At 36.7% G+C, this 26,771-nt stretch carries 24 protein-coding genes and 1 other annotated feature; of the genes, 21 read left to right on the top strand and 3 right to left on the bottom strand.

Features of this window, described 5'->3' with window-relative positions:
- Positions 1-4 precede the first annotated feature (4 nt).
- A complete protein-coding gene (locus tag UGRO018_RS15145; protein ID WP_416327341.1) occupies positions 5-823 on the bottom strand; it encodes a MerR family transcriptional regulator in 819 nt (272 codons plus the stop codon).
- A 92-nt stretch (positions 824-915) separates the two neighbouring features.
- Between UGRO018_RS15145 and UGRO018_RS15140 the strand changes: the two genes are divergently transcribed.
- The 18 genes from UGRO018_RS15140 (at position 916) to UGRO018_RS15055 (ending at position 20,394) form a co-directional block, all read left to right on the top strand.
- Positions 916-2,646, top strand: coding sequence for an ABC transporter ATP-binding protein (locus UGRO018_RS15140; protein ID WP_416327340.1), 1,731 nt, complete (start codon positions 916-918; stop codon positions 2,644-2,646).
- Entirely contained in the window at positions 2,639-4,426 is a 1,788-nt protein-coding gene (locus UGRO018_RS15135; protein ID WP_416327339.1) for an ABC transporter ATP-binding protein, read from the top strand. Before UGRO018_RS15140 ends, UGRO018_RS15135 begins: the two co-directional genes overlap by 8 nt.
- Before the next feature lie 343 nt (positions 4,427-4,769).
- Positions 4,770-5,075, top strand: a complete 306-nt coding sequence (locus UGRO018_RS15130) for a PTS sugar transporter subunit IIB (protein WP_416327338.1) — start codon at positions 4,770-4,772, stop codon at positions 5,073-5,075.
- 57 nt (positions 5,076-5,132) lie between these two features.
- On the top strand, positions 5,133-6,554 hold the full coding sequence (locus tag UGRO018_RS15125; RefSeq protein WP_416327337.1) for a PTS sugar transporter subunit IIC: 1,422 nt from the start codon (positions 5,133-5,135) through the stop codon (positions 6,552-6,554).
- Positions 6,555-6,635: 81 nt separating this feature from the next.
- A complete protein-coding gene (locus tag UGRO018_RS15120; RefSeq protein WP_416327336.1) occupies positions 6,636-6,947 on the top strand; it encodes a PTS lactose/cellobiose transporter subunit IIA in 312 nt (103 codons plus the stop codon).
- 41 nt (positions 6,948-6,988) lie between these two features.
- Positions 6,989-7,219: a hypothetical protein gene (locus tag UGRO018_RS15115; RefSeq protein ID WP_416327335.1), complete on the top strand. Its 231-nt coding sequence runs from the start codon at positions 6,989-6,991 to the stop codon at positions 7,217-7,219.
- Positions 7,220-7,309: 90 nt separating this feature from the next.
- Entirely contained in the window at positions 7,310-7,450 is a 141-nt protein-coding gene (locus tag UGRO018_RS15110) for a hypothetical protein (RefSeq protein ID WP_416327334.1), read from the top strand.
- A 12-nt stretch (positions 7,451-7,462) separates the two neighbouring features.
- Positions 7,463-7,954, top strand: a complete 492-nt coding sequence (locus UGRO018_RS15105) for a DUF3284 domain-containing protein (RefSeq protein WP_416327333.1) — start codon at positions 7,463-7,465, stop codon at positions 7,952-7,954.
- 20 nt (positions 7,955-7,974) lie between these two features.
- Positions 7,975-9,060: a DUF871 domain-containing protein gene (locus UGRO018_RS15100; protein WP_416327332.1), complete on the top strand. Its 1,086-nt coding sequence runs from the start codon at positions 7,975-7,977 to the stop codon at positions 9,058-9,060.
- A 23-nt stretch (positions 9,061-9,083) separates the two neighbouring features.
- Complete coding sequence (locus tag UGRO018_RS15095; protein ID WP_416327331.1) at positions 9,084-9,758, top strand: GntR family transcriptional regulator; 675 nt, start codon at positions 9,084-9,086, stop codon at positions 9,756-9,758.
- An 89-nt stretch (positions 9,759-9,847) separates the two neighbouring features.
- Positions 9,848-10,801, top strand: coding sequence for a hypothetical protein (locus UGRO018_RS15090; RefSeq protein WP_416327330.1), 954 nt, complete (start codon positions 9,848-9,850; stop codon positions 10,799-10,801).
- Between the two features lie 30 nt (positions 10,802-10,831).
- Positions 10,832-12,364 (top strand): cardiolipin synthase, encoded by a 1,533-nt coding sequence (cls, locus tag UGRO018_RS15085; protein WP_416327329.1) that lies wholly within the window; start codon positions 10,832-10,834, stop codon positions 12,362-12,364.
- A gap of 113 nt (positions 12,365-12,477) precedes the next feature.
- A complete protein-coding gene (locus UGRO018_RS15080) occupies positions 12,478-13,335 on the top strand; it encodes a patatin-like phospholipase family protein (RefSeq protein WP_416327328.1) in 858 nt (285 codons plus the stop codon).
- A 70-nt stretch (positions 13,336-13,405) separates the two neighbouring features.
- Complete coding sequence (locus UGRO018_RS15075) at positions 13,406-13,888, top strand: nucleoside-diphosphate kinase (RefSeq protein ID WP_416327327.1); 483 nt, start codon at positions 13,406-13,408, stop codon at positions 13,886-13,888.
- 72 nt (positions 13,889-13,960) lie between these two features.
- Entirely contained in the window at positions 13,961-15,280 is a 1,320-nt protein-coding gene (locus UGRO018_RS15070; RefSeq protein ID WP_416327326.1) for a replication-associated recombination protein A, read from the top strand.
- A gap of 93 nt (positions 15,281-15,373) precedes the next feature.
- Positions 15,374-15,607: a binding site (T-box leader), on the top strand.
- A gap of 32 nt (positions 15,608-15,639) precedes the next feature.
- Positions 15,640-16,305: a vitamin B12 dependent-methionine synthase activation domain-containing protein gene (locus UGRO018_RS15065; protein ID WP_416327325.1), complete on the top strand. Its 666-nt coding sequence runs from the start codon at positions 15,640-15,642 to the stop codon at positions 16,303-16,305.
- Entirely contained in the window at positions 16,292-18,634 is a 2,343-nt protein-coding gene (locus UGRO018_RS15060; RefSeq protein WP_416327324.1) for a homocysteine S-methyltransferase family protein, read from the top strand. The genes UGRO018_RS15065 and UGRO018_RS15060 overlap by 14 nt, the downstream gene beginning before the upstream one ends.
- Complete coding sequence (locus UGRO018_RS15055; protein ID WP_416327323.1) at positions 18,628-20,394, top strand: bifunctional homocysteine S-methyltransferase/methylenetetrahydrofolate reductase; 1,767 nt, start codon at positions 18,628-18,630, stop codon at positions 20,392-20,394. Before UGRO018_RS15060 ends, UGRO018_RS15055 begins: the two co-directional genes overlap by 7 nt.
- 319 nt (positions 20,395-20,713) lie before the next feature.
- On the opposite strand, the gene UGRO018_RS15050 is transcribed toward UGRO018_RS15055, so the two are convergent.
- Positions 20,714-21,589, bottom strand: a complete 876-nt coding sequence (locus UGRO018_RS15050; RefSeq protein ID WP_416327322.1) for a class I SAM-dependent methyltransferase — start codon at positions 21,587-21,589, stop codon at positions 20,714-20,716.
- Between the two features lie 166 nt (positions 21,590-21,755).
- Between UGRO018_RS15050 and UGRO018_RS15045 the strand changes: the two genes are divergently transcribed.
- Genes UGRO018_RS15045 through UGRO018_RS15035 form a run of 3 tightly spaced genes read left to right on the top strand, consistent with a single transcriptional unit; the run spans position 21,756 to position 24,894 of the window.
- Complete coding sequence (locus UGRO018_RS15045; RefSeq protein WP_416327321.1) at positions 21,756-22,919, top strand: alanyl-tRNA editing protein; 1,164 nt, start codon at positions 21,756-21,758, stop codon at positions 22,917-22,919.
- 19 nt (positions 22,920-22,938) lie between these two features.
- Positions 22,939-23,631, top strand: a complete 693-nt coding sequence (locus UGRO018_RS15040; RefSeq protein ID WP_416327320.1) for a ferrichrome ABC transporter substrate-binding protein — start codon at positions 22,939-22,941, stop codon at positions 23,629-23,631.
- Between the two features lie 39 nt (positions 23,632-23,670).
- Positions 23,671-24,894 (top strand): hypothetical protein, encoded by a 1,224-nt coding sequence (locus UGRO018_RS15035; RefSeq protein WP_416327319.1) that lies wholly within the window; start codon positions 23,671-23,673, stop codon positions 24,892-24,894.
- Between the two features lie 30 nt (positions 24,895-24,924).
- On the opposite strand, the gene UGRO018_RS15030 is transcribed toward UGRO018_RS15035, so the two are convergent.
- On the bottom strand, positions 24,925-26,697 hold the full coding sequence (locus tag UGRO018_RS15030; protein WP_416327318.1) for an ABC transporter ATP-binding protein: 1,773 nt from the start codon (positions 26,695-26,697) through the stop codon (positions 24,925-24,927).
- Between the last annotated feature and the right edge of the window lie 74 nt (positions 26,698-26,771).

The raw sequence follows: 26,771 nt of genomic DNA, 5'->3' as shown, positions 1-26,771 counted from the left end.
TATGCTAACTCTTTTTTTTTTCTATTAAAATTCTGGTTACATAGCTCTTTCGATCCTTTGAGGCGATATCGGCGATTAAATATTCTTCATAAGCGAATTCTCCAAGTATGATGTCATGTTTCATTGCATAAGAAAGCATACGTTCATAGGTTTCATGAATCGTATCATAAGAGCCATGATGCCAACCACATACATAATCACCTGCGGCTCTGATTCTGGTTTTTGATGGGATAGGAGCATCTGTATTCGTATATAAATAAGAAAAATCCAAATAATCCTTCTTTTGAATGGAAGAAACCTTGATCATATTACCGACACTTTGTTGCATATAAATATGATTTTCCTTAATAAAATGAATATACTCTTGCATGAAATTAGCAAAAGATTTGTTGTTGGCATTTTCCAGATCATCGCTACATAACAAGATTTGTTGGGGTAAAGTACATAAGGAAATCGGATCCTCCATATGAGAAAGGGCCATCTTGGTACTATTTTCCATCCATTGCATCATGTGAGAGATCCCCTTTAAATACTCGATCAGATCATCGATTTCCTGAAACTTATCCTTTAATAAGGAAAGGAATAGTTGAGGATCACGTTTGGATAGATAAACTTTGATATCCTGTAACGACATACCCATTTTCTTTAGATTGGTAATGATGGCAAACGTATCATATTGACGATAGCTATAATAGCGATAGCCATTTTCCCCTTTATGCTCCGGTTGAAATAAGCCGATGTCATCATAATGAAATAACACATGCTTTGGGATATCACAGATCTTCGCAAATTCACCAGCCGTTAAATACTTATCTTTTTTCATAAAATTACAATCTCCTATTGACTATAAGGTAACCTTATAGTTTATGATAGGATAGCTTTCACGAGATGTCAAGAGAAAGGATGGGATGATATATGCGATTGATACTGCATTATTTAAAGAAATACAAGTTGCTGGTGTTTATCAATGTGATATCGGTATTTGGCTTTGCGTTGGTGGAACTGGGAATTCCTACCATCATTGCACAAATGATCGATGAGGGAGTTGCCAGAAACGACGAAGGTTATTTGATTCAAATGGGATTGATCATCTTGGTGATCTCTATCATCGGCGTTTCCATGACGATTCTTTTAGGGTACTGTTGTGCTAAGATATCAACCAATATAACACGTGATATTAGAAATGATATTTTTGAAAAGGCACAGAAATTTACCTCAAATGAATTCAATCAATTTGGTATCAGCTCAATGATCACCAGAACCAATAATGATGCATTTCAGATTCAGATGTTTGTCAATGTACTGTTAAGAACGGCATTGATGACACCTGTGATGTTTATTTTTAGTTTTATTATGACAGCGAGAGCTTCTTTACCACTTTCCGGTATTATTGCGGCAACAGTACCCTTTATTATCTTAGGGGTCTATGGAGTAGCGAAATACAGTAAACCGATCAGTGAGAATCAACAATCTACCTTAGATGGAATGAATCGTATTTCAAGAGAAAATTTAAGTGGGATCCGAGTCATTCGTGCATTTGATAATGATGCTTACGAACAACAACGTTTTGAAGATACAAATGTTTCTTTTACAGGATACTCTAAAAAACTGTTTAAATTGATGTCTTTAACACAACCGGTGTTTTTCTTATTGATGAATATCGCCGGATTATGTATTTTCTGGGTAGCTGCACATTTGATAGCTTCAGGATCCTTACAAGTAGGACAATTGGTTGCTTTCATGGATTATCTGTTTCATGCGATGTTTAGCATTATGCTGTTTTGTACTGTATTCATGATGTATCCACGTGCGGAAGTAAGTGCCAAACGAATTCAAGCTGTATTTGATACGATGCCACTTGTTAATCAGCCAAATGAAATCAAGCAAGCAAAGGATGAAACAACAATTCGCTTTGATCATGTTACCTTTGTATATCCGGATGGAGAAGAAGCCGTATTAAAAGATGTTAGTTTTGAAGCCAAAAAAGGAGAAACCATTGCGTTTATCGGAAGTACAGGCTCAGGAAAAAGTACGTTGGTAAATCTGATACCTAGATTTTATGATGTTAGCAAAGGTGCTATCTTGATCGATGGTATCGATATTAGAGAATATGATATCAAAAATCTAAGAAGCAAACTCGGTGTCATTCCACAAAAGGCGTTCTTGTTTAGCGGTACGATTGCGGATAATATCCGATTTGGTAATGAACATGCGACCATGGAAGATATCAGACATGCTGCGCAAGTTGCCCAAGCATATGATTTTATTATGGAAAAGGAACATGGCTTTGATGAAGAAATCACAGAAGGAGCTACCAATGTTTCCGGTGGACAAAAACAACGTCTATCTATCGCAAGAGCAATTGTGAGAAAACCGGAAATTTATATCTTTGATGATTCCTTCAGTGCCTTAGATTTCAAAACAGATGCACTCTTACGACATGAATTGAAAAAAGAAACAAAGGAATCTATCGTTATGGTAGTTGCGCAAAGAATTTCCTCAATCATGGATGCAGATCAGATTATTGTATTAAATGAGGGAAATGTCGTAGGTATGGGAACCCATAGAGAATTATTGAAAAACTGTGAAATCTATCATGAAATTGCCCTGTCTCAATTAAGTGAGGAGGAACTTGCTCATGAATAAGAAATTATCGAAATTCAAACAGGATGTAAGAGGCCTGATGCCGTTTATCGCTCCATACAAATGGCAATTATTCGGCGTCGTTTTTATGATCATCATCACAACCGTTTCTTTGGGATTAGCACCGGGATATGAAGGTGCAATCACGACCCAACTATGGGATGATGTAAATACAAGCATCGCCAATGACAGTGCTTTGGTGGTTCATTTTAACGAAGTGTTAAAGACCATGGTCATTTTATTTGGTTTTTATATGGCAAAAACCGTTTCTCAGGCTTTGGGTACCATATGGCTGACCAATGCGATACAAAATGCTATGAGAGATTTGAGAAGTGCCATGATGAGCAAGATCAGAAGATTACCGGTGCGTTATTTTGATGATCATCATTATGGGGATGTCTTAAGTCGTATCACCAATGATATAGATGCGATTTCCAATGCTCTTCAACAAAGTGTAACTCAGGTATTGAGTGGCGTGTTGATGATCGTGATGGCGTTGTTTATGATGTTTAAAACGAATATCATGATGGCATGGATTGCATTTTTGATCATTCCTTTTACCCTTTTGATCACACAGTTTGTTGTAAGAAGAAGTCAAAAGCTATTTCGTGCCCAACAAGATGTGTTAGGGGATCTAAATGGTACCATTACCGAAATGTATACAGGATATACAGAAATCTTGTTATACAACAAGCAAGAGGAAAGTATTGAGAAATTTAAGACGATCAATGAGAATCTTAGAAAAAATGCATGTAAAGCTCAATTTGTTTCCAGTGCGATCGGTCCATTGAATTCCTTTGTTACTTATGTAACGATAGGAACCGTTGCGGTGGTAGGAACGATCAAAATATTAAATGGTCAGCTTACTGTAGGTAATTTACAGGCATTTGTCAGATATATCTGGCAGGTAAATGATCCATTATCCCAAGTAAGTAATCTATCATCACAAATTCAAAGTGCGTTTGCTGCATTGGGACGTATCATGGAAGTGTTGAATGAAACAGAAGAAGTAGCAGAAAAAAATCCATGTGAGCGTATAGATACCGTCAAAGGTAATGTAAGCTTTTCTCATGTGAAATTCGGGTACAATGAAGAAAATTTGATGAACGATCTGAATGTTGAAGTCAAAAGCGGTCAGATGGTTGCTATCGTTGGACCGACAGGTGCAGGGAAAACAACCTTGATCAATTTGTTGTTACGTTTCTATGATGTGAAAGGTGGAAGCATCAAGATCGATGGGGTAGATATCCGAGATATGAAACGTGGAGAATTGCGTAGCATGTTTGGTATGGTTTTACAGGATACTTGGCTATTTCATGGAACGATCTATGACAATATCCGTTATGGTAGACTGGATGCAAGAAATGATGAAATCGTGGAAGCTGCTAAAATGGCAAATGTTCATCATTTTATCAGAACATTGCCGGATGGATATCATTCCTATATCAATGAAGAGGCCAATAATATTTCTCAAGGGGAGAAACAGTTATTGACCATAGCAAGAGCAATTTTGAAAAATCCATCAATTTTGATTTTAGATGAAGCAACCAGCAGTGTAGATACCAGATTGGAAAGAATGCTTCAAGATGCCATGCAGAAAGTGATGAAAGGTAGAACCAGCTTTGTGATCGCACATCGATTATCTACCATTCGAAATGCTGATTTGATTTTGGTCATCCAAAACGGCGATATCGTAGAACAAGGGACCCATGAGTCCCTGATGGAACAAAAAGGTTTTTATGAGAAGCTATATAATAGTCAATTTAAGGAAGAGGATGAGTAAAATCATCTTCTTTTTCTATAAAGTGAAAATAAGAAGAAAGAAAGGATGGTTTCTTTAAAAAATACCATGGTTTATACCACTTTTTTTAGGTAAAAAACGCATAAAAATGACTAAAAAAGCATAAAATTAGATAGAAATATCAAAAAAAATATAAAAATAACAAAAAAAGAAAAGTGTTAAAAACCCTTTAAAATAAGGGCTTTAAGCATAATTATAAAAAATGTGGGATACAAATCACATAAAAATAACAAAAAAATAAAGAAAACGCTTGCATTATTTGAAAAGACGGTGTATTATATGTGTGTACCGAGGTGGTATAGACCACCAGAAAGGAGGACATCTCATGGTTAATATACTGCTTGTTTGCTCTGCTGGTATGTCTACTAGCATGTTAGTAAAGAAAATGCAGGAAGCTGCTGCTAAGGATGGCATCGAAGCTAATATCTGGGCAGTGGGAGATGCAGAATCACCTACCAATGCACCTAAGGCAGACGTTATTATGTTAGGACCTCAAGTTCGTTTCTTAGAGAAAAAGATGAAGGACTTGGTCAAAGACGAAAAACCTGTTCAGGTCATTGATATGGCATCTTATGGAACAATGAACGGTGAGAAAGTCTTGAAACAGGCATTGTCACTAATCAACAAATAGGCTAATTTGTTGGACAGTGTAAAAAAAATATTTCATTTTTAGGAGGAGAAAGAAAAAATGGAAAAATTCACAGCATGGATGGAGAAACATTTTGTGCCTATCGCAGCAAAAATCGGTTCTCAAAGACATCTTGTAGCAATTCGTGATGGTTTCATCGGAATCATGCCAGTTACTATGGCAGGTGCAATCGCTACATTATTGAACGTATTCTTCCGTGACTTACCAAACGCATATCTACCTGATCTGCACATCGCTGATACATTCAGCTGGCTGATTGGAATCAACGGTTTCGTTTGGTGGGGAACACTTGCAATGCTTGCAATCGCATTTGCATTCTCATTTGGTTATACATTATCTAAATCTTATGATGTAAACCCTTTAGCAGGTGGTCTTGTATCAACTGCAGCATTTATCGCAGTATTGGCAGAATCTGCTTCATTCAATTTCACATTACCAGGAGTAACACCTGATTCATTGGCTGTTCTTCAGGGCTTAGGCTTAGATGTTGTAGCAGATACAGCAAATAACGCTGTTGTATTGAATGGTGTAGGTGGTTGGGGATTCCTGCCATATGCATGGACTAATGCACAAGGTCTATTTACAGCATTGATCACTGGTTTGATTTCAGTTATGATTTACTCTAAATTGATGATCAAAAAAGTTACTATCAAATTGCCAGAACAAGTACCACCAGCTGTATCTAAAGCATTCGCAGCTATCATTCCAGGTACTGTTGCAATTTATGCAACTGCAATTATTCAACAGATTTGTACAATGGCTACAGGAAATGGTCTTCCAGAACTTATCATGGAATTCGTACAGGCTCCATTCCAGAACTTGTCTCAGGGTCTATTAACAATCGTTATCATCGTATTTGCAGTTCAGTTATTCTGGTTCTTCGGTCTTCACGGACCAAACGTATTATCTCCAGTTCTAGATGGTGGTTATATTCCATTGTTAAATCAGAACACAGATATGTACAATGCAGCTATGGCTTCAGGACAGTCTTTAAGTGATATCGTTGACAAAATGTTTATTTGGACTCGTGGATCATTTGATGCTTATGTTTGGATGGGTGGTTCAGGATGTACGATCGCATTATTGATTGCTATCTTCATCTTCTCTAAACGTGATGATAGTAGAGCAGTAGCTAAATTAAGTTTCCCAATGGGATGCTTCAACATCAACGAACCAGTTATCTTTGGTTTACCAATCGTATTGAACCCAATCTACTTCATTCCTTGGTTGATTACACCAGTTATCCTTGCATTGATCGCTTATGGTGCAACAGCAGCTGGCTTAATTCCACCAGTATTCATTACAGTTCCTTGGGTAGTTCCACCAGTAATCTATGCAATCCTTGCAACAGGTGGTAATATCATGGCCGGTGTCATCGCTGCTATCAACTTAGTAGTTGCTACACTATGCTGGATTCCATTCGTTATGGTTGCAAACCGTATGGATACAAACCAAGAATAAAAATCAATATAGACAAAATTAAATAAGGAAGAAAGATCGTGTTCTTTCTTCCTTAATTGCATATTATGGAGGTGCTTATTTATGGAAGGATTAGAATTGATTTGTTTTGAAATTATATCTTCAGTGGGAATGGCAAGAAGTCTGTTCATTGAAGCTATTCAGGAAGCAAAAGAAGGAAACTTTGATGTTGCGGCAGCAAAAATCGAAGAAGGTAATGAAAGTTTTACGCAAGGTCATCATGCCCACGCTAAGCTAATTCAGCAAGAAGCAGGTGGAGAGCCAACAGCGATGACTTTATTGTTGACACATGCAGAGGATCAGCTGATGAGTGCTGAAGCATTTAAGATCCTGTCACAGGAATTTGTAGATTTATATAAAGAAATTAAGAAGTAACATTTAAAATAGGTTAGGAAAAGAGATAAAGGAGAATCAAGATGGATAAGAAATTTTATATCAGTTGTGGATTAAATCAGGAATTTTTGATTGATCTATTGGAAAAAACAAATGTAGACGGTATTACTTACAAATATGAAGGTAAGACAGGAATCAAACTTTGCTTTGCTACGAATGCTGAAGATCTAGCAAATGCTATGGCAATTGCGAAAAAAACAATCAAAGATACACAAATTGGTAGTGTAATGTATTTTCAGATTTCTGAAAAGTAAAAATTGTAGTACAATAGAATTATAAAAATAGGAAAAGGTGATATTATGACACGCTGGGGTTTATGTTTAGTTAGTATAGGATGTATTATCATGATTACTTCACAAGTGAGTGAATCTGCAACAATTGCACTTTGTTTTGCTGGACTACTTGTTGTTGCGAGTGGTTTTATGTTAGTATATAAAGATAAAAGGAGTCAAAAACCCTTGAAGAAATCAGCAAAGAAAAAGTAAGGAGACAATCAAATGGAAGTATGTGAAAAATTATATGTAACAGCAGAGGAATTCTGGGGAACACTGGAAACCTCTTTGGCGTATGACATCACGCAGGCAACTGGGAAAAATGTAAGACCAAAACAAATAAAAAAAGGCTATTCTTATACAAAAACCTTGAAAAATAAAACGGGCCGTAAAGGTTCTGTTAAGGTCACTATTACAGATTTTGATGCGCCTGTAAAATATACAGCTAAATTTGAAAGTAAAAACGGTGTGAATTATATCTCTTATGAAATAGAGCAATTAGATGAAGAACATATCGGTGTGACATACAGTGAAGGCTTTGAAGGAGCAAGTGGAGCAAAATCCGTTAACTTCAAGCTTATGTCATTTTTCTATAACCGTGGGGCTAAGAAGAAAGCTACAAGGTTATTGAGAGCTATCGAAAAAAACATCACTGATCAGAAAAAAGAAATTCAAGAAAACGTAGAAGCTATTCAAGAAACAAACGAAAAAGAATAGTGCTCTAAAGGAGGCTTATCATGGCTAGATTAGGGATATCATTATACCCAGAACATTCAACATTAGAAAAAGACAAAGCATATGTAACACTTGCAGCAAAATATGGATTCAAAAGAATTTTTACTTGTCTGCTGAGTGTAGATAAACCACGTGAAGAAATTTTAAGTGAGTTTCGTGATTTAATTGATCACGCACATAGTTATGGCATGGAAGTTATCCTTGACGTAGCACCTTTTGTATTTGAAAAATTAGGCGTTTCATACGACGATCTTTCCTTCTTTAAGGAAATGCACGCAGATGGCATTCGTTTAGACGAAGGCTTTGATTCTTTAAAAGAATCTTTAATGAGTTACAACAAAGAAAATTTGAAAATCGAGATCAATGCAAGTTTAGGTACAAAGTATCTAGATAATATTATGAGTCATTATCCAAAATTAGACAACATCATCACTTGTCATAACTTCTATCCTCAAAGATTTAGTGGAATCAGTTATGAACACTTTGAAAAATGTAGTCAGGATATCAAAAATCTGAATATTAAAGTAGCAGCATTCGTTAGCTCACAGGCTGAAGGAACTTATGGACCTTGGCCAGTAAACGAAGGCTTATGTACTTTGGAAATACACCGTGATTTACCAATTGACGTACAAGCTAGACATTTATTTGCCACAAGACTGGTAGATGATGTTATAATAGCTAATGCATATGCAACAGAAGATGAATTAAAGACATTGTCTAAGATTGATCCAGGTCTGTTGACTTTCAAGATTGATTATGAAGCAGAGCTTCACCCTACAGAAGAAAAAATCTTATTTGAGCATCCTCATTTTGTTCGTGGTGATATGAGTGAATACATGGCAAGAAGCACAATGCCACGTGTGACGTTTGCCAAAGAAAGTGTTCCACCTAAAAATACAAGAGATTTAAAACGTGGAGATGTTGTTATCGTAAACGATGAATATTCTCGTTATAAAGGTGAACTTCATATCGTGTTGAAAGACATGCCAAATGATGGTAGAAAAAATGTAATCGGACATATTCCAGAGGATGAAATTATGCTTCTTGATTACATCAAACCATGGAGGTCATTCGGTTTCATGCGCTAAATAAGGAAAGGTAAGGTGAAAATATGGCTACTCCAATCTATCGTAAGATCAAAGAGATGATTTTACAAGAAATTGAAGATAAACCTGCGAATTCGCCTATCGATTCCGAACGTGAAATGGCGGTTAGATTTGATGCCAGCCGTATGACAGTACGTAATGCAGTAAATGAGCTTGTAGAAGAAGGCTTTCTTTATAGAGATAAAAATAAAGGAACATTTGTAGCAGATAGAAAATTCGTAAAGAAAAATCCTGTATCTGCCCTATTACAGGAAGATGTTAGCGAGTTTAATGTTTTATATTTTAATGTAAAAAAAGCTGAAGATGCAGGCCCAGAAATACCAGAGCGTCTTGAAATTAGTAAAGACGAGATGACACTGATCGTGTTGCGTTTAAATACCCTTAATTCAAAACCAATCAGTGTGGAAGAAATCTTTTTTATCAGAAGCAGTATCAGCGAAGCGGAATTAAATAATTTAAGACAGTTATTGGATTTAAATGCATATTTACAAGATGGCCGTGTTATTCAGCGTTTCAATGCAATGCTGGTTCCAGTTCAATTCGCTAATTTGCTGAAAATTAAAATGAATACTCCTATTATAAGAGTTGACAGTGTGATTACCAGTAAAAGTGGAAAACCATTGGTATATATTAAAGCATATAACAACCCTTTCGAAAAAATCATAGAAATAACACAATAGTACCTGCGCCCTCAGGTACTTTTTTGTTAAACCTTTAAAATTGCCTGATTTTCATGTATAATAGAGACATTCGTGAAGGAGGAACTATAATGAACGATAATCGTATCGAAAAATATACCAAAACATTAGGAACTCGTTTTTCTGCAAGACAGAAAAGTAAGTTTACTGATGAGTTAACAAAAGATTTTTCAGAATTTGGTTATGAAATGAAAATGATCGAGGGAAGAAAGTGGCTGAACAAAGCAAAAGATATATTTTATGGCAATATGAAGACTGCCAAAACAGTTATTGTGGTACCATATGATACTCCAGAGAAGAAATTCTGGCATAAAATATTTTATTTCCCATTTGATGGGACGAAGACTGCTAATAAAACAATGGCCGCAACCTTTGTGCCTATTGTTGTAGTATATGCATTTGTTCTTGGATTCGTTTTTTTCGGTAGTAAGTTAGTAACGGATCCTATCATGTCAAGTATTCTGTCTGTTGTTATGTTTGTTTTGTTGATATTTTTGGTTTATTTTATGACACACGGTATTCGAAATACAAAAAATTATAACAGAAATTCTGCATCTGTGATTGCGGCACTTGAAATTGCGGAAGGATTATCAAAGGATGAACGTAAAAAGGTAGGATTCCTGTTTACAGATAAAAATAAATCACGTTTTCTAGGTGCTGAAATCGCCGGGAAAGAGTTCAAAGAAGCTGGAAAAAATCCAAATATCATTTACTTAGATTGTATTGCGAATGGTAACACACTTCAATTAGGGTATAAACCACAGAACAGAAAATTTGCACAAGAAATCATCAAAAGCGATCCAAATAAAAAAGCAATTGACGCTGTAAAAATCGATGAGAACATGCAGTTTCAAAGTGCAATGGCACATTTCGATAAAGCAGTGGTCATCAGTTGTGGAGAACTAGATGATGAAGGTAGATTATATGTATTGGGTACATGTACCGGGAAAGATAAGGTCTTAGACCAAAGTAATGTAGAGCGTATTATCAAAATGGTTGTAAATTATATAAATAAAATAAGGTAAGAACCACATAGGAAGAAAGGAGGGGCCGTTTTGAAAAAGGTTTTGTCCGTTCTTAGAAGTAAAATATTTATTGTTGCTGTATTAATTTTGATTCAGCTTATTGTCTTTTTTGGCATCGTATTTCAATTGAGTGAATACTTCGTCTGGATTTATTTCATATTGATTGCTTTGAGTTTTTGTATGAGCGTATATATTATCAATAAGGATGAAAATCCGACGTATAAGCTTGCTTGGGTATTGTTGATCATGGCGTTACCTGTATTTGGCGGTTTGATCTATCTTTTGTTTGGGGGACAAAAGGTACCAAAAGAATTGCGTAAGCGTGATATGGAATCTGCGGAGAGTGTACAAGAAATTATCTGGCAGAATCAACAGATCATGGATGAACTGGAAACGGAAGATCCAATTGCGCATAAACAGGCAAATTATATTTGGAAGAATGCATACTTTCCCATTTATCGTCATACGGAAACCACGTTCTTTAAAATTGGGGAAGAGAAGTTTAAGGCAATGACAGAGGAATTGAAAAAAGCGGAGAAGTTTATTTTTCTTGAATACTTTATCGTTGCGCCCGGTGTTATGTGGGATACCATACTGGATATTTTAATTGAAAAAGTAAAGCAGGGTGTAGAGGTTCGTATGCTTTATGATGATGCAGGTTGTATTACAACCCTATCTCCCGATTATTATAAGATTTTAAATCGTTTGGGTATCAAAGCCAAGGTATTCAATCCGATCAAACCACGACTTGCGATGCAAATGAATAATAGGGATCATCGAAAGATCCTAGTTATTGATGGTAAGGTCGGTATGACCGGCGGTATCAATTTGGCAGATGAATATATCAATAAAAAAGAACGTTTCGGACATTGGAAAGATTGCAGTGTCATGATCAAGGGAGAGGCTGTTTGGAATCTTACCTTAATGTTCTTACAGTTTTGGGATTATGATGAACCTATTAAGGATGATGTATTCCAATTTAAACCATCTTTTGATGAGTTTGAAAGTTTAGATGATGGCTATGTTCAGCCTTATAGTGATTCTCCGACAGATGAAGAAAATGTTGGCGAATATACTCATATCAATATGATCAATAGTGCTACAAAGTATGTTTATGCAACGACGCCTTATCTTGTAATTGACAACGAAACAAAGACAGCGTTGTGTCTTGCGGCTAAAAATGGTATAGATGTAAGGATTTTAACACCACATATTCCCGATAAATGGTATGTATTTGAAGTAACTCGATTCAATTACCGTCATTTGATCGAAGCAGGTGTTAAAATTTATGAATATACTCCTGGATTTGTACATAGTAAAACCTTTGTTGTAGATGATAAAATGGCAATCGTAGGTACGGTCAATATGGATTATCGTTCTTATTATCTTCATTATGAATGTGGCGTATGGTTTTATAAGAGCAAGGTCGTTATGGATGTGAAACAGGATTATCTGGATATGCTAGAAAAGAGTCATCAGGTAACGTTAGAAGAGTGCAAGGCAGTGAAGCTACCGGTAAGAATTATGAGAGCGTTCTTGAATTTATTTTCACCAATGATGTAAGAAGCTTATGGTAATTCCATAAGCTTTATCTTCAACAAAAGAGAGGTGGAAATTTGATTTCCACTTTACCTTTTTCGTCAAAAGTATGATAGAAGTCTATGAGGTGTGTAAAAATGAGTAAGAAAATAGGTTTGATTTGTGAAGGTGGAGGAACCAAAGCTGCTTATACTTGTGGTGTCCTTCAGTGTTTTTTAGATGAACATATTGAGTTTCCCTATACAGCGGGAATCAGTGCAGGTGCTGAGGTATTGTTACCATTTGTTTCAAAACAAAGAGAACGTTTGAGAATTTCAGGTGTAGATGCTGCCAGTGATCCTAAAGCGATGGGGTTATCCCCATTAATTCATGAGCGTGGATTTTTCGGAATCAAGCATGTTTGTGGTTTTATCGAAGAGCATGCGGCTTTAGATTATGATGCGTTTATGAAAAATCCAACAAAGCTAGATATTGGTGTTTATAACATGGATACCAATCAGGTGGAGTATTTTTCAAAAGAGTATTTTGATAAAGATGAACAGCTATTGATGAAAGCATCTTGTTCTCTGTTCCTTTTGACAAGACCAATAAAATTTCGAGGACATACTTATATGGATGCCGGTTTGGTGGATATGATCCCAATTGAACAAAGCATTCGTCAAGGAATGGAAAAACATGTATTTATTTCTACCAAGGAAGAAAATTATGTGCGAAAACCAGCAGCAGGTTGGCAAATTCAACTTGCTCGTTTGATGTATCCTGGGAATAAAGAGATTCGAGAAAATTTAAAAATTCGTCATATCAATTATCAAAAGCAGTGGGGCATTGTACAAGCTTTAGAGAAAGAGGGAAATGCACTTGTGCTTCGACCTAGTGCAGATTATGGGGTAACACGTTATACTCATGATAAAGAATTATTGCAACGATGGTTTGATTTGGGTTATGAGGATACCAAAAATCGCTTACCAATGATTCGAGAATTTATGGAAAATTAAGCTTTCTTTGATAGAAGGCTTTTATTTTTCTATGAACTAGGATACAATAACGAATAGGAGTGATCGATATATGAAACAACGTACATTTATGATGTTGAAACCGGATGCTTTTGCCACAGGGCATGCAAAGGATGTTATGAACGATTTAGAAGAACATGGTCTGCACATTGAGAAAACAAAAGAATTGATCGTAGATATGGATGTAATGAAAACCTTATTGGAGCATTATCAAGGTGTCATCGATGAAATGAGTAAAAATTTTGATTTCCCGGGAAAACTTTTTAATTCCTTTTACTATGAAGGTCCACATACGATACAACCAATGTTAGTAAGTTATGATGGAGAAGAAGATATCATTGCCTATTCTCGTGCTTTGGTAGGAAAAACAAATCCGAAGGATGCTGCACCTGATACCATTCGTGGTAAATATAGTCATGATGATTATGATCAAGCTGGAAAAGAATGGCGCCTAGTGAATAATGTTATTCACGCAAGTGATTCTAAAGAAAGCGCAGAGCGAGAACTTTTGATATGGGCATCTTATTTGAAGTAAACGGAAACGATAAAAGGAAGACACTTTGTGTCTTCTTTTCATGATATAATGGAGAGGAAAGAGGGTGTTAGGATGCAACAGGAATCCTTATTTGAAGATGAGAGAAATGCTCCCTTAGCCAGTAGACTTCGCCCAATGTCATTAGATACCTTTGTTGGACAGAAACATTTGATTGGAAAAGGTAAGGTATTATATCGATTGATAGAAGCTGATCGAGTTTCCTCCATGATATTTTGGGGGCCACCGGGAGTGGGGAAAACGACATTAGCCATGATCATTGCCCATCAGACAAAATCCAGATTCATTAATTTCTCGGCAGTAACCAGTGGTGTAAAGGAAATCAAAGAAGTGATGAAGGATGCTGAAGTTGGCAGAAGACTGGGTGAAAAGACCATTGTATTTGTTGATGAGATTCATCGTTTCAACAAAGCTCAACAAGATGCTTTTCTACCTTATGTGGAAAAAGGAAGTATCATTTTGATTGGCGCAACAACTGAAAATCCCAGCTTTGAGGTAAATGGAGCGTTATTATCTCGTTGTAAGGTATTTGTACTACAGCCATTAACAAAAGAAGATATCGTAGAGCTACTTCATCATGCACTAATGGATGAACATGGATTTGGCGAAGATCATGTTCATATGGAAGAAGATATGTTGTATATGATTGCAGGTTTTTCTAATGGGGATGCAAGAACCGCATTAAATACCTTAGAAATGATCGTATTGAATAGTGATCAAAGGGAAGATGGAATTTATGTAACCAAGGATATCATAGAACAATGTATCAATCAAAAAAGTTTATTGTATGATAAAAAAGGCGAAGAACATTATAATATCATTTCTGCACTTCATAAAAGTATGCGAAATTCCGATGTACAGGCATCTATTTATTGGTTAGCACGAATGCTGGAGGCCGGTGAAGATCCATTATATTGTGCAAGAAGGATCGTACGTTTTGCAAGTGAGGATATTGGGATGGCAGATAGTAGAGCATTGGAAATCTGCATTGCTGCTTATCAGGCATGTCATTATTTAGGAATGCCTGAATGTAGCGTTCATTTGACACATGCCGTAACCTATTGTGCATTGGCACCTAAATCAAATGCATTGTATATTGCTTATGAAGCAGCCAAACAAGATGCATTAACAAGCATTGCAGAGCCGGTACCATTACACATTCGTAATGCTCCTACCAAATTGATGGAAGAGCTTGATTATGGAAAAGGCTATCAATATGCTCATGATTATGAAGATAAGATCACCAATATGAAATGCTTACCAGAGGCTTTACAAGATCATGTCTATTATCAACCTACGATACAAGGAAGTGAACAAAAAGTTACATTGCGTATGAAGCAGATCGAGGAGTTAAGGAAAAAGCATGCAAAATGATTTATATGCTTTATGTATCTGTTTTCAGTATTTTCTGAAAAATATTGTAACAATGATTGACGGATATATTGGCACATGGTAAAATAAGAAAAATTAAAGACAGTGAAGAGAAGAGTACATAGGCAATGCATGTACAGAGAGTTTCCAAAACGGTGAAAGGAAATCATGCTAGATTTATGGAAGATGGCCTTGGAGTCTTGTGATCGAATAAATTAGATCATAACGTGATGCCACGTTACAGGCAAGGGTATTGATATATACCCGCAGAGGTTTCAACTGTGAGGTTGAAACAAAATTAGGTGGTAACACGAAGCTTTCGTCCTATGATGGAAGCTTTTTTTGATAGAAAGGACATGTATATGGAACGAACATTACCCAAGGTATCCTATCAGGAGGTATTGCATTATCTTGGTTGTCAAACAGCAGATGATTTATTGGACCAACAAATCAGACAAGCAATAACGACATTAGAACAACTCGCAAAGCCTAAAATCGTATATCAAATTACAGATATCGTGGATAGAGATAGCATTTTAGGCATTCCTCTTATCGGAAAGGATATTCATACGCTATTAAAAACGTGTGATCAAGCGATATGTATGGCATTGACATTAGGTACAGCGGTTGATGTAGAAACCAAACGTTTATCGATTAAGGATATGGGAGCGATGTTGGTGTTTGATGCCGTATGTAATGCAGGTATTGAGGCATTGGCAGATGCATTTCAAGAAGAGCTAAGACGATCCTATCTTGTTAAAAAACGCTATTTAAGTGATCGATTCTCATGTGGCTATGGAGATTTTGATATTTCGGTACAGAAAAAGTTTTGTGAAGCTTTGGATACCAAACGAAAAATAGGTGTATTTGTCAATGAATCTTCCTTATTGATCCCATTAAAATCAGTTACGGCAATCATTGGCATATCGAATCAAAGACAACCAAAACGTATCACCGGTTGTGAACATTGTGATTTAAAAGAAACCTGTGTGTTGAGAAAGGGAGGAATGAGCTGTGGAAACAAATAAATTAATCTATCTAGATGGGGCAATGGGTACCCAACTACAGGCAAATGGTTTGGCACCTGGGGAATCACCTGAGGTGTTTATGATGACACATGAGCAAATCATCGTCGATATTCATAAAAGTTACATGGAACATGGCAGTGAAATCATTTATGCCAATACGTTTGGCGCAAATCGAAAAAAGCTAGAACATAGTGGATATGAAGTAAAGGACATCATTCATAAGGCGATCTCCTTAGCGAAACAGGCAGTAGGTGATCAAGCACGTGTCGCTTTGGATATCGGACCAATCGGAGAACTACTAGAACCCAATGGCTATTTGAGTTTTGAAGAAGCTTATGATATTTATCGTGAACAAATTGTCGCAGGAGAAGAAGCAGGCGCAGATCTTGTTGTTTTTGAGACCATGAGTGATTTAATGGAAATCAAAGCAGCCATTCTTGCGGCGAAAGAACATAGTAGTTTACCTATTTTTGTGACCATGAGTTTTGAAAGTGATGGCAGAACCTTTACCGGATGTAGTGTAGAAAGCTTCGCTATCACAGCACAACGCCTAGGAGTGGATGCTGTCGGTATCAATTGTTCCCTTGGTCCTCAAGAAATCTTTCCCATAGCGAAGCGTTTGGCTAACGTAGTAAATCTTCCTTTGATCATTAAGGCCAATGCAGGCTTACCAGATCCGATCAGTAATCAATATGGATTGGATGCACAAAGCTTTGCGAAAGAGATGAAGCAATATGAGGAATTACCAATTCGCTATATCGGAGGGTGTTGTGGTACGACACCGGATTTTATCGAAGCGTTAAAAGCACAGGTATGTATCGGTACTGTGAGTTCATCAAATAACGATACAGGATATGTATGTAGTCCAATATGTTGCAAGGCCTTAAACGATATTCATGTGATCGGGGAGCGTATCAATCCGACAGGAAACAAGAGGATGAAAGAGGCTCTATTAAGCAATAACCTAGATGGCATTCTTGCGATTGCAATGGAAGAGGTTGAAGCAGGTGCTGATATTTTGGATGTGAATGTAGGATTACCTGGTATTCAAGAGAAAGAAATGATGGTACGAGTCATTCAAGAGCTTCAAACCGTAATTGATGTACCATTACAGATTGATTCAACAGATCCTGAAGTAATCGAAGCAGCTTTGCGTATTTATAATGGAATTCCGATCGTTAATTCTTGTAACGGTGAACAAAAAAGTATGGAAACGATTTTACCATTGATCAAAAAGTATGGAGCCAATGTGATCGGATTAACATTGGATGAGCATGGAATTCCTGAAACTTGTGAACAACGTCTTTTGATAGGCAAACGAATCGTGGACAAGGCAGCATCTTATGGTATCGAAAAACAACGAGTCTTGTTAGACTGTTTGACTTTGACGGTGTCAGCGCAACAAAGTGGTGCGATGGAAACCTTAAAAACGTTACGTGCCATACGAGATGAACTAGGCGTTCAAACGGTGCTTGGTGTAAGTAATATTTCCTTTGGTTTACCACAACGAAGTATTTTAAATCAGCATTTCCTTACAATGGCTTTATCCGCAGGACTAACCATGCCGATCATCAATCCTAATCAAAAAGTAATGATGGATGCGATACGAAGCTATCGAGTATTGGCAGGCTATGATGTAGACTGTATGGATTATGTAGAGGCTTATGCGGATATGCCAAAACAGCAAACACCGACAGTGAATCAGGATATTACATTGATCGACGCTATTTGTAAGGGATTGAAAGAAGAAACGAGGCAATTAACCAAAGTGGCATTAGAAACCATGGATGCCTTGACCATCGTCAATGAACAACTGATTCCGGCATTGGATATCGTAGGAAATCGATATGAAAAGAAAGAAATTTATTTGCCTGGTTTGATCAATGCAGCTACCGCAAGTCAAGGAGCGTTTGAAGAAATCAAAAATGCTATGCGAGGAAGTGGTGAGGCTAGTATATCAAAAGGAAAGATCATTTTAGCGACCGTTAAGGGAGATGTTCATGATATCGGAAAGAATATCGTGAAGGTCGTGTTAGAAAATTATGGATTTACGGTCATTGATCTTGGAAAGGATGTCGCTGTAGAAACAGTTGTAGAAACAGCGATAAAAGAAGATGTATATTTAATTGGTTTAAGTGCATTGATGACTACAACTTTGGCTTCTATGGAAGCTACCATACAAGCCCTTCATGATAGTGGACATCCATGTAAGGTCATGGTAGGAGGAGCTGTTGTCAGTGCGGAATATGCAGCTAGTATTCATGCTGATTATTATGCAAAGGATGCGAAGCAAAGTGCTGATATTGCCAAGGAGGTATTTCAATGTTAGAGGATATCATACAGAAACAAGGATATTATTTATTTGATGGAGCTTTTGGAACTTATTATGCGTCCATCTATGAAGATGATGCACCATGTGAGCTCGCCAATATCTACCATCCAGACCGTGTGAAAAAAATTCATCAACAATATTTTGAAGCTGGTTGTCATGCCATCAAGACGAATACGTTTTCCGCTAATGATCAAAATTTAGATGTTTCTACACAAGAAATTCATACAATCCTTCAACAGGGATATCTCTTGGCAAAAGAGGTAAGTGATGAATTTCATGGAGAAGTATTCGCAGATATCGGTCCTTTGGCACAACAAAAGGATCGCTCCTTGTTTGATCAATATCAAGAAATTGTAGATATTTTTCTATCCTTAGGTGCAAAAAACTTCCTGTTTGAAACCTTTTATAATGATGATGAACTAAAACATCTTTGTTCCTATATCAAAAAGAAATGTCCTGATAGTTATATCATAACCAGTTTTGCTCTTAGTGCTGATGGCTATACACGACAAGGAATCAGTGGTGAAAAACTGCTACAGAGCATGGATGCGTGCGTAGATGTCGATGCGATCGGTATGAACTGTATTTGTGGACCGATGCATCTTGATCGTATCTTACAGGGATCATCAGTGAAAAAGCATCGCATCAGTATCATGCCGAATTCCGGATATCCTACCATTTTACATAATCGAACATTTTTCAGAGATAATCGTAGTTATTATGCCGATGAGATGAAACAAATCGTAGGGCATGGAGCTACCATCATCGGAGGATGTTGCGGTACTACACCGGAGTATATCAAAGCAATCAAAAAAGCATTAGAAGAAAATCAAGAGATCAAAGAATTACAGAAATCCCCCAACATTGATCAAGGGATAGCAGGAAAAGATGAGGATGCCTTCCATCAAAAAATCAAACGTGGAGAAAAAATCATTGCGGTAGAATTTGACCCACCTAGTAATTGCGATATCACTAAATTTATGGAAAATGCCCAATATTTGAAAGCTGCCGGTGTAGATGCCATTACGATTGCTGATTGTCCTGTAGCTCGTGCACGTGCGGATAGTAGTTTACTGGCCAGTAAGCTACATCGAGAGCTTCATATGAACGTTATCCCACATATGACCTGTCGAGATCGTAACATCAATGCAACCAAAGCTTTGTTATATGGGTTATCCATTGAGGGTGTGCATAATGTGCTGGTAGTAACCGGAGATCCCATACCCGCCGAGGATCGTAAACAAATCAAAGGGGTCTTTAACTTTAATTCACAGCTATTGGCAGGCTTTATTCATGATCTGAATCAAACAACCTTTGCCCAACCTTTTTTGATTTGTGCAGCTTTGAATGTGAATGCTACTAATTTTAAAGCGGAATTGGAAAAAGCCAAACATAAGGAAGCACAAGGAGTAAGTGCTTTTATGACACAGCCAGTTCTTTCCAAACAAGCGTTAGATAACCTTTTATACGCAAAACAAGAATTAAAAGGTAAGATCTTCGGAGGTATCATTCCAATCGTTTCCCATCGCAATGCCGTTTATATGAACAATGAAATTTCAGGTATTGACGTGGATGATGAAATTATTCAACTGTATGAAGGGAAAAACCGCCAAGAGGCCAGTGCATTGGCAGTAAAGATATCTTGTGCTATCGTAGATCATATCAAAGATATCATAGATGGATATTATTTGATCACACCATTTAATCGTGTGGAGATCATCGAACAAATCGTTTCCTATATTCAGCAACAAATATGATGAGTATCATAAGAGAATCATAGGCACATGAACGTGCCTATTTTTTTCTTTTGTTTCCGCAGTTGAGATAAAAACTAGGAAGCTTCAAGAACTTAGAAAACCTTATTCAAACATCTAGTAAACTAGTGTTGATGATGAAGGAAACCCACATGCAAGAATCGTAAATGGCATTTACACTGGATTATAACATGAGATTAAAAACATGAGCATTAGAATAACATCCGGGTATGACAAAGAGGTATCTGAACTATCTTTAATGTAGAAGCATTGAGTGAGGAATAAACAAAATAAAAGCAGGTAGAAATACCTGCGTAGTTATTTATTTTTGAACCCATCTTCCATAGATCCCACATGGTAGGGTGGTATGGCTTCTCGTGATAGGCAATCCGATTTCACCAGCCTCAATATATCCATTTGGATGTTTTCGTAGGATGGTTGCGTTGATCAAATTATATAAGACGGAAGCAGGAAATCCTGTGGTATAAGAATTGATAAGAAAGAACAATGGGTTCTCATCAAGAATATCCATACATGCATTTACCAGTGGATATAGTTGTTCTTCAATCTTCCATATTTCGCCATTTGGACCACGTCCATAGCTTGGAGGATCCATGATGATGGCATGGTAGGTTCTACCTCTTCTTTTTTCACGTTGTACAAACTTCAATACATCATCTACGATGAATCTGATTTTTTTATCCTGTAAATGGGATAGTGTCATATTATCTTTGGCCCAATTGACCATTCCTTTACTAGCATCTACATGAACCACTTCACTTGCTCCGGCACTTGCGCAAGCCATGGTTGCGCCTCCGGTATAAGCAAATAGATTTAACACTCGAATTTCTCTATCAGCTTCCGTTATTTTTTTCATCATGAAGTCCCAATTAGCGGCTTGTTCAGGGAATAAGCCTGTATGTTTAAAGCCAGTAGGAGATACTTTGAAACAAAGCTCACGATATTGAATCGTCCAGCTATCTTTGAATTTCTTTTTATATTCCCAATTACCGCCACCGCTTTTACTTCTATGATAATGAGCATGCGGTGTTTTCCAAACTTGGTCTTCCTTTTCCATTGGCCAGATTACCTGTGGATCAGGACGACGTAGGATAACATCCTTCCATCTTTCTAATTTTTCTCCATTCCCTGCATCAATACACTCATAATCCTTCCAATTGTCTGCTACCTGATTCATATGCTTCCTCCTGACTAAACTCGTATATCATTATACATGATTTTGTTATAGATGAAAAGAGCATGAAATAACATGATTTCACATATTAATTAATGAGTTTACTATGTAAACAGACGTAAAATGTGGTAAAATAAAAGAAAATAAAATTTGGAAAGGAAGCGTGATTATGTTCAATAAACTTTATGATAATTGTTTTAAGACAGAGCTTGGTACTGTCGTAACAAAGGTAAAAGAAGAAAACGGTATGTATTGGCATGCCTTTAAAGAAACGATTTTCTTTAAGGAAAGTGGAGGCATGCAGAGTGATATCGGTATGATCGATAATCATTATGTAGAGGCTTTAAAATCTGAAGATGGAGAATTATGGCATCTATTGGATACCAAATTAGAGGGTAATGTATTTATGAGCGTGAACCTGCATGAGCGTTTTCGTAAATGTCAGGTGCATACCGCACAACATTTGATCAGTGCAGTGCTTGGTAATGTATATAAGGTAAAAACATTGGCTCATCATGTCGGTGATGAAGAAAATGATATTGAATTTGACTTAAAAGAATTCGATGATAAAAAAGCCTTTGAATTAGAGGTGTTATGCAATGGTCTAATTCGTGATGATCTGGATGTGACAGCAACATATCCAAGTTATAATGAGGCGCAACAATTTGTATCTAAGGAAGAATTGATTCCTCATATGGATGATGATATTCGTGTCGTTAAGATCGGTGCATTGGATTATAACTTATGTGGGTGTATGCATGTTCCAAGTCTTCGTTATTTGCAAATGCTATTCATTACCGGATTTGAAAAAACAACAAAAGGATATAAGATCCGTTATACGGTTGGAGATCAAATGCTAGATGGTATGAAGAAACGTTATAAGGTATTGGATGAAGCAAGTACACAGCTTGCGGTAAGCCATATTTATGTCAATACAGGTGTGAATCGTTTGTTGAATGAAGTGAAACAATTGAATCGTGATTTGGTTGTATGGAAACAGAAATATGATAAAATGCTTGCTCGAGAACTGGCGACAAGAGAAGAACGTGTGATTGTGGAATTCTTTGATGATATCGATCAAAAATCATTGGCAAGTCTTGCACAGTATGTCACAAAAGAAGATAAAAAAGCAGTTGTGTTTATTGCGAAGATCTACGATAATGTTCAAGTTGTAGTCGCAAGCCACCCGGAAATTGATTTTGATGTGAAAGAGGTCTTTGACAAGATAGCCGAAGAATACCATCTAAAAGGTGGAGGAAACAAAGAAATCAGCCAAGGTGGCGGATTGTATCGTGAAGGTATCGTTGATTACGTTAAACAAATGAAGTTTTAAAGGTATTTGGAGGTATAGGATGAAATTGTTTAGAAAAAGCATGATGGTATTGTCACTGCTTATGATGACATTTACAATGTCCGCATGTTCGAATGATTCCGCATCAGATCAGGACAAAAAGACGGAGAATGAGACAAATGAAACAAAAACAGCAATGGTGGCAAATGATCAGTACGTGGAACCATTAAATCCTACTGAGGCACAAATCAAAGCATATAACAAACTTAGTGCGGCTTTAGAAAATCAGGATTTGGAAGAGGAGGCACGACAGGTTGCCGTCAGCTTTGCTTATGATTTCTTCACGTTATCCAATAAAAAAAGTCAAAGTGATATGGGTGGACTGGCTTTTATACCAACCCCATATATCGGTGCTTTTGAAGAATATGCTACTTCCTATTATTATGGAAACTATCCTACGATTGTAAATGAATACAATAAGAAAAGCTTGCCTGAAGTAAGCGATGTACAAGTTATTTCAACAAAGGAAGCGCAAGGATTCATGTATCTTCAACAACCTGTAGAAGGGTATGAGATAGATTTAAAGGTAACTTATGCAGAAACAAAGGTACCTGTAGAAAAATTGAAAACAAGTATGACGGTGACGGTCATTCGGATATATGACTATGATTATGATGCAAGCATTGATTATAAAAAAGCATATACACAGGAAGGCAATCCGAAAGAGGTTTATCGAGTATTAGCAGTAGAGTAAGGGACTGAATAACAGTCCCTTTTTAGAGGAGGAACATATATGTCAATTGAAGTGGTTTTAGAAGGTACATTAGAAAAAGAAAAGGATCGTGAGGTCTTTAGTGAATATTTAAAATCGGTTTGTGAACAAAGCAAGGTACATATTGAAGATTATGATATGACATTGATGATGGATATTTGCCCTGAAGGTTATATCGAATGCAGTTATGAGGGTTGTTTTGTTAGTATTGTTGCGCAAACAAATGTAGCAGGTCCCGGTTTTCATGCTTTTGTCTGTACCTTTTTTGATGAGATCATAAAGAATAGTCCGATTTCTTTTGAAGTTGGTGATCCAACAAGATACTATGAGGAACGTGATTTTGAAAATCTAAAATATCGATATTTTTATCAATGGTTAAAAGATATTGCAGGATATGTTGGTGAGCATCATGGAGATATGAAAAATCTTTGTATCAGTTGGCCGATGGATTACTATCAACCAATCGGAAAAGAAGGATATGTTGTTACGCCTATGGGGTATATCTCTATTGAGGATTTTACAAACTTAGACATAGAATCATTGGCTGAACGTTTCTTTATTTGGAATGATCTTGATTTCAAAGCAACCTATTATCGTAGTTGCGCCTTATCTCTATTATGGAAAGAATGCTATTTCACTTATAGTAGCATGAATGAATACAGTGATTCCATAGCAAATAAAATCATAGATTATATAGAAGCAGCATATGAAAAAGATCATACATTGCCATTACCAATGAAAGCTTACCATGAATTATGTGAAGCGATCGATCGGGAAGTATTGATTCAACATGGAATAGAAATGGAAGATCATTTGGATATCGGTTATCGAAGACAGATGGTTCATTATCCTTTTGGCAATTGGCGTATTTTGGTAGATGGATGTAGTGAACAAGGTTATGATGAAAAAACACAGACTCTTCATTTTATGGCACCTTATCAAAAAAATGATGAGGCTTGGAAATGGATGATCCGTGCCAATGCCTATGAATTTGAAGAGGATGCGACGTTTGCGGAAAGCTTCCTTTGTGATGAAGCCTATGATATTGAAAATCTTCGTTATCATGCAAAGGGATTCATACAGGAAATAGAAGATTATTACAGTATTGCGGTCCAATATCTTTCAGGGAAGGAGATGTTGTTATTGGAAATCATCGTTCATGATAAAGAAGATTTAGATCAAATGAAGGAATGGAGCATGATGGTGGAGCATCAACAGGTCAATGAAGAAGATGCGAAAAGCTAAATCAGAAAAAAACTACCGATTTGGTAGTTTTTATTTGCGATGTATGATTTCTTTGGTTTGTTCATCAAAATCCAAACCATCAAATTGTAAATTATAATACTTAGCATAGACACCATTCTTTTCCATTAAGGCTTCATGACTTCCACGCTCTTCCATACCGTTTTCGCTAATAACGATGATTTCATCAGCATTTCGGATGGTAGATAAACGATGTGCAATGGTAATGCTTGTTCGATTCTTAGCCAACTCTTCCAAACTCTTTTGGATATGACGTTCACTTTCATTATCTAAGGCACTGGTTGCTTCATCTAAAATCAAAATCTTAGGGTCTTTCAGAAAGACTCGTGCGATGGAAATTCTTTGTTTTTGACCACCACTTAAGCGAGTTCCACGCTCCCCTACATAGGTATCATAACCATCCGGAAGTGATATGATAAAATCATGAATATTGGCTTTTTTCGCAGCTTCTATGATTTCATCATCATGAGCCCCTGGTTTACCATAGGCGATATTTTCTTTGATGCTTCCTGTGAATAGATAGACATCTTGTTGTACGATACCAATCGCTTTCCTTAAACTATCTAAAGAAAGCCCTCTGACATCTTTTCCATCAATTTTAATACTGCCGCTATTTACATCATAAAATCTTGGAAGTAAGGAACAAATGGTTGTTTTCCCACCACCACTTGGACCTACCAATGCGATTGATTTACCTGCGTCAATATGAAAATTGATATGATCCAATACGGTTTCATCATCACTATAACTAAAGCATACATCTTCATAATCAATGACACCTTCTACTTCTTTGATAGGAGTGGCATTTGGTGAATCCACGATATCAGGTTTTGTTTCTATAACCTCTAAAAAGCGTTTGAAACCGGAGAATCCTTTTTGAAACATCTCGGTAAATTCTACTAACACTTCAATTGGCGCAACGAAGATGTTGATATATAAAGCGTAAGTTGCAAGGGAGATAGGATCCAAGGAACCATTTGCGATAAAATACCCTCCGGCAACTAATATGGTAGCATATAACATACCCTGGAAAAAGTTATTGCCTGCATGGAATAATCCCATTCGATAGTAATTATTGGTTTTTGATTGTAAGAATAATTGATTGCTATGAGAGAACTTATCACGTTCGATGTCCTCATTCGCAAAGGATTTGACCACACGAATTCCGGCAAGAGAATCCTGTAAACTGGCATTGACGCCGGCAATTTTCTTTCTGTTATCCATGAAGGTTGCTTGCATTTTTTTATTTTGTAATAAACTGAATACCAGCATAAGGATCGTCACACCAATTAAAATAAGTGTCAACGGTACATGGATATAAAGCAAAAGAATAAAGGAACCTAAAATCTTCAATAGAGAGATAAATACATTTTCAGGTCCATGATGTGCAAATTCAGAGATATCAAATAAATCGGATACAAGCTTGCTCATCATTTCTCCTGTATTGTTTCGATCATAATAGGAAAAGGAGAGTCGCTCAAACTGATCGAATAAATCTTGTCGCATATCACTTTCCATTTTGGCACCCATGATATGTCCTTGTGCGGTAACATAATATCGACATAATGCTCGAATGATATACATGAATAATAAACCAACACCTAATATCCAAAGGCTATTCAGGATCATTTCTTTTGGCTGTATGTAAAATGTATTGTTTAAATAATTCAAAATCTGAGGAAATGCTAAATCGATCACACTGATGATCAATGCACATAGCATATCCAGAAAAAATACCGTTTTGTACGGTTTATAATAACGAACGAATTTCTTCATTGTTTCCATTTTTTTACCTTCCTTTCAACACCGGGTCATTATATCATATTATGCGTCATTTTGTGATAGGGAATGCACAGGAA

This window comes from Hoskinsella mucinilytica, from assembly GCF_045223415.1.
Lineage (GTDB): Bacteria > Bacillota_I > Bacilli_A > Erysipelotrichales > Erysipelotrichaceae > Hoskinsella > Hoskinsella mucinilytica.
This window is presented reverse-complemented; position numbering and strand designations above follow the sequence as displayed.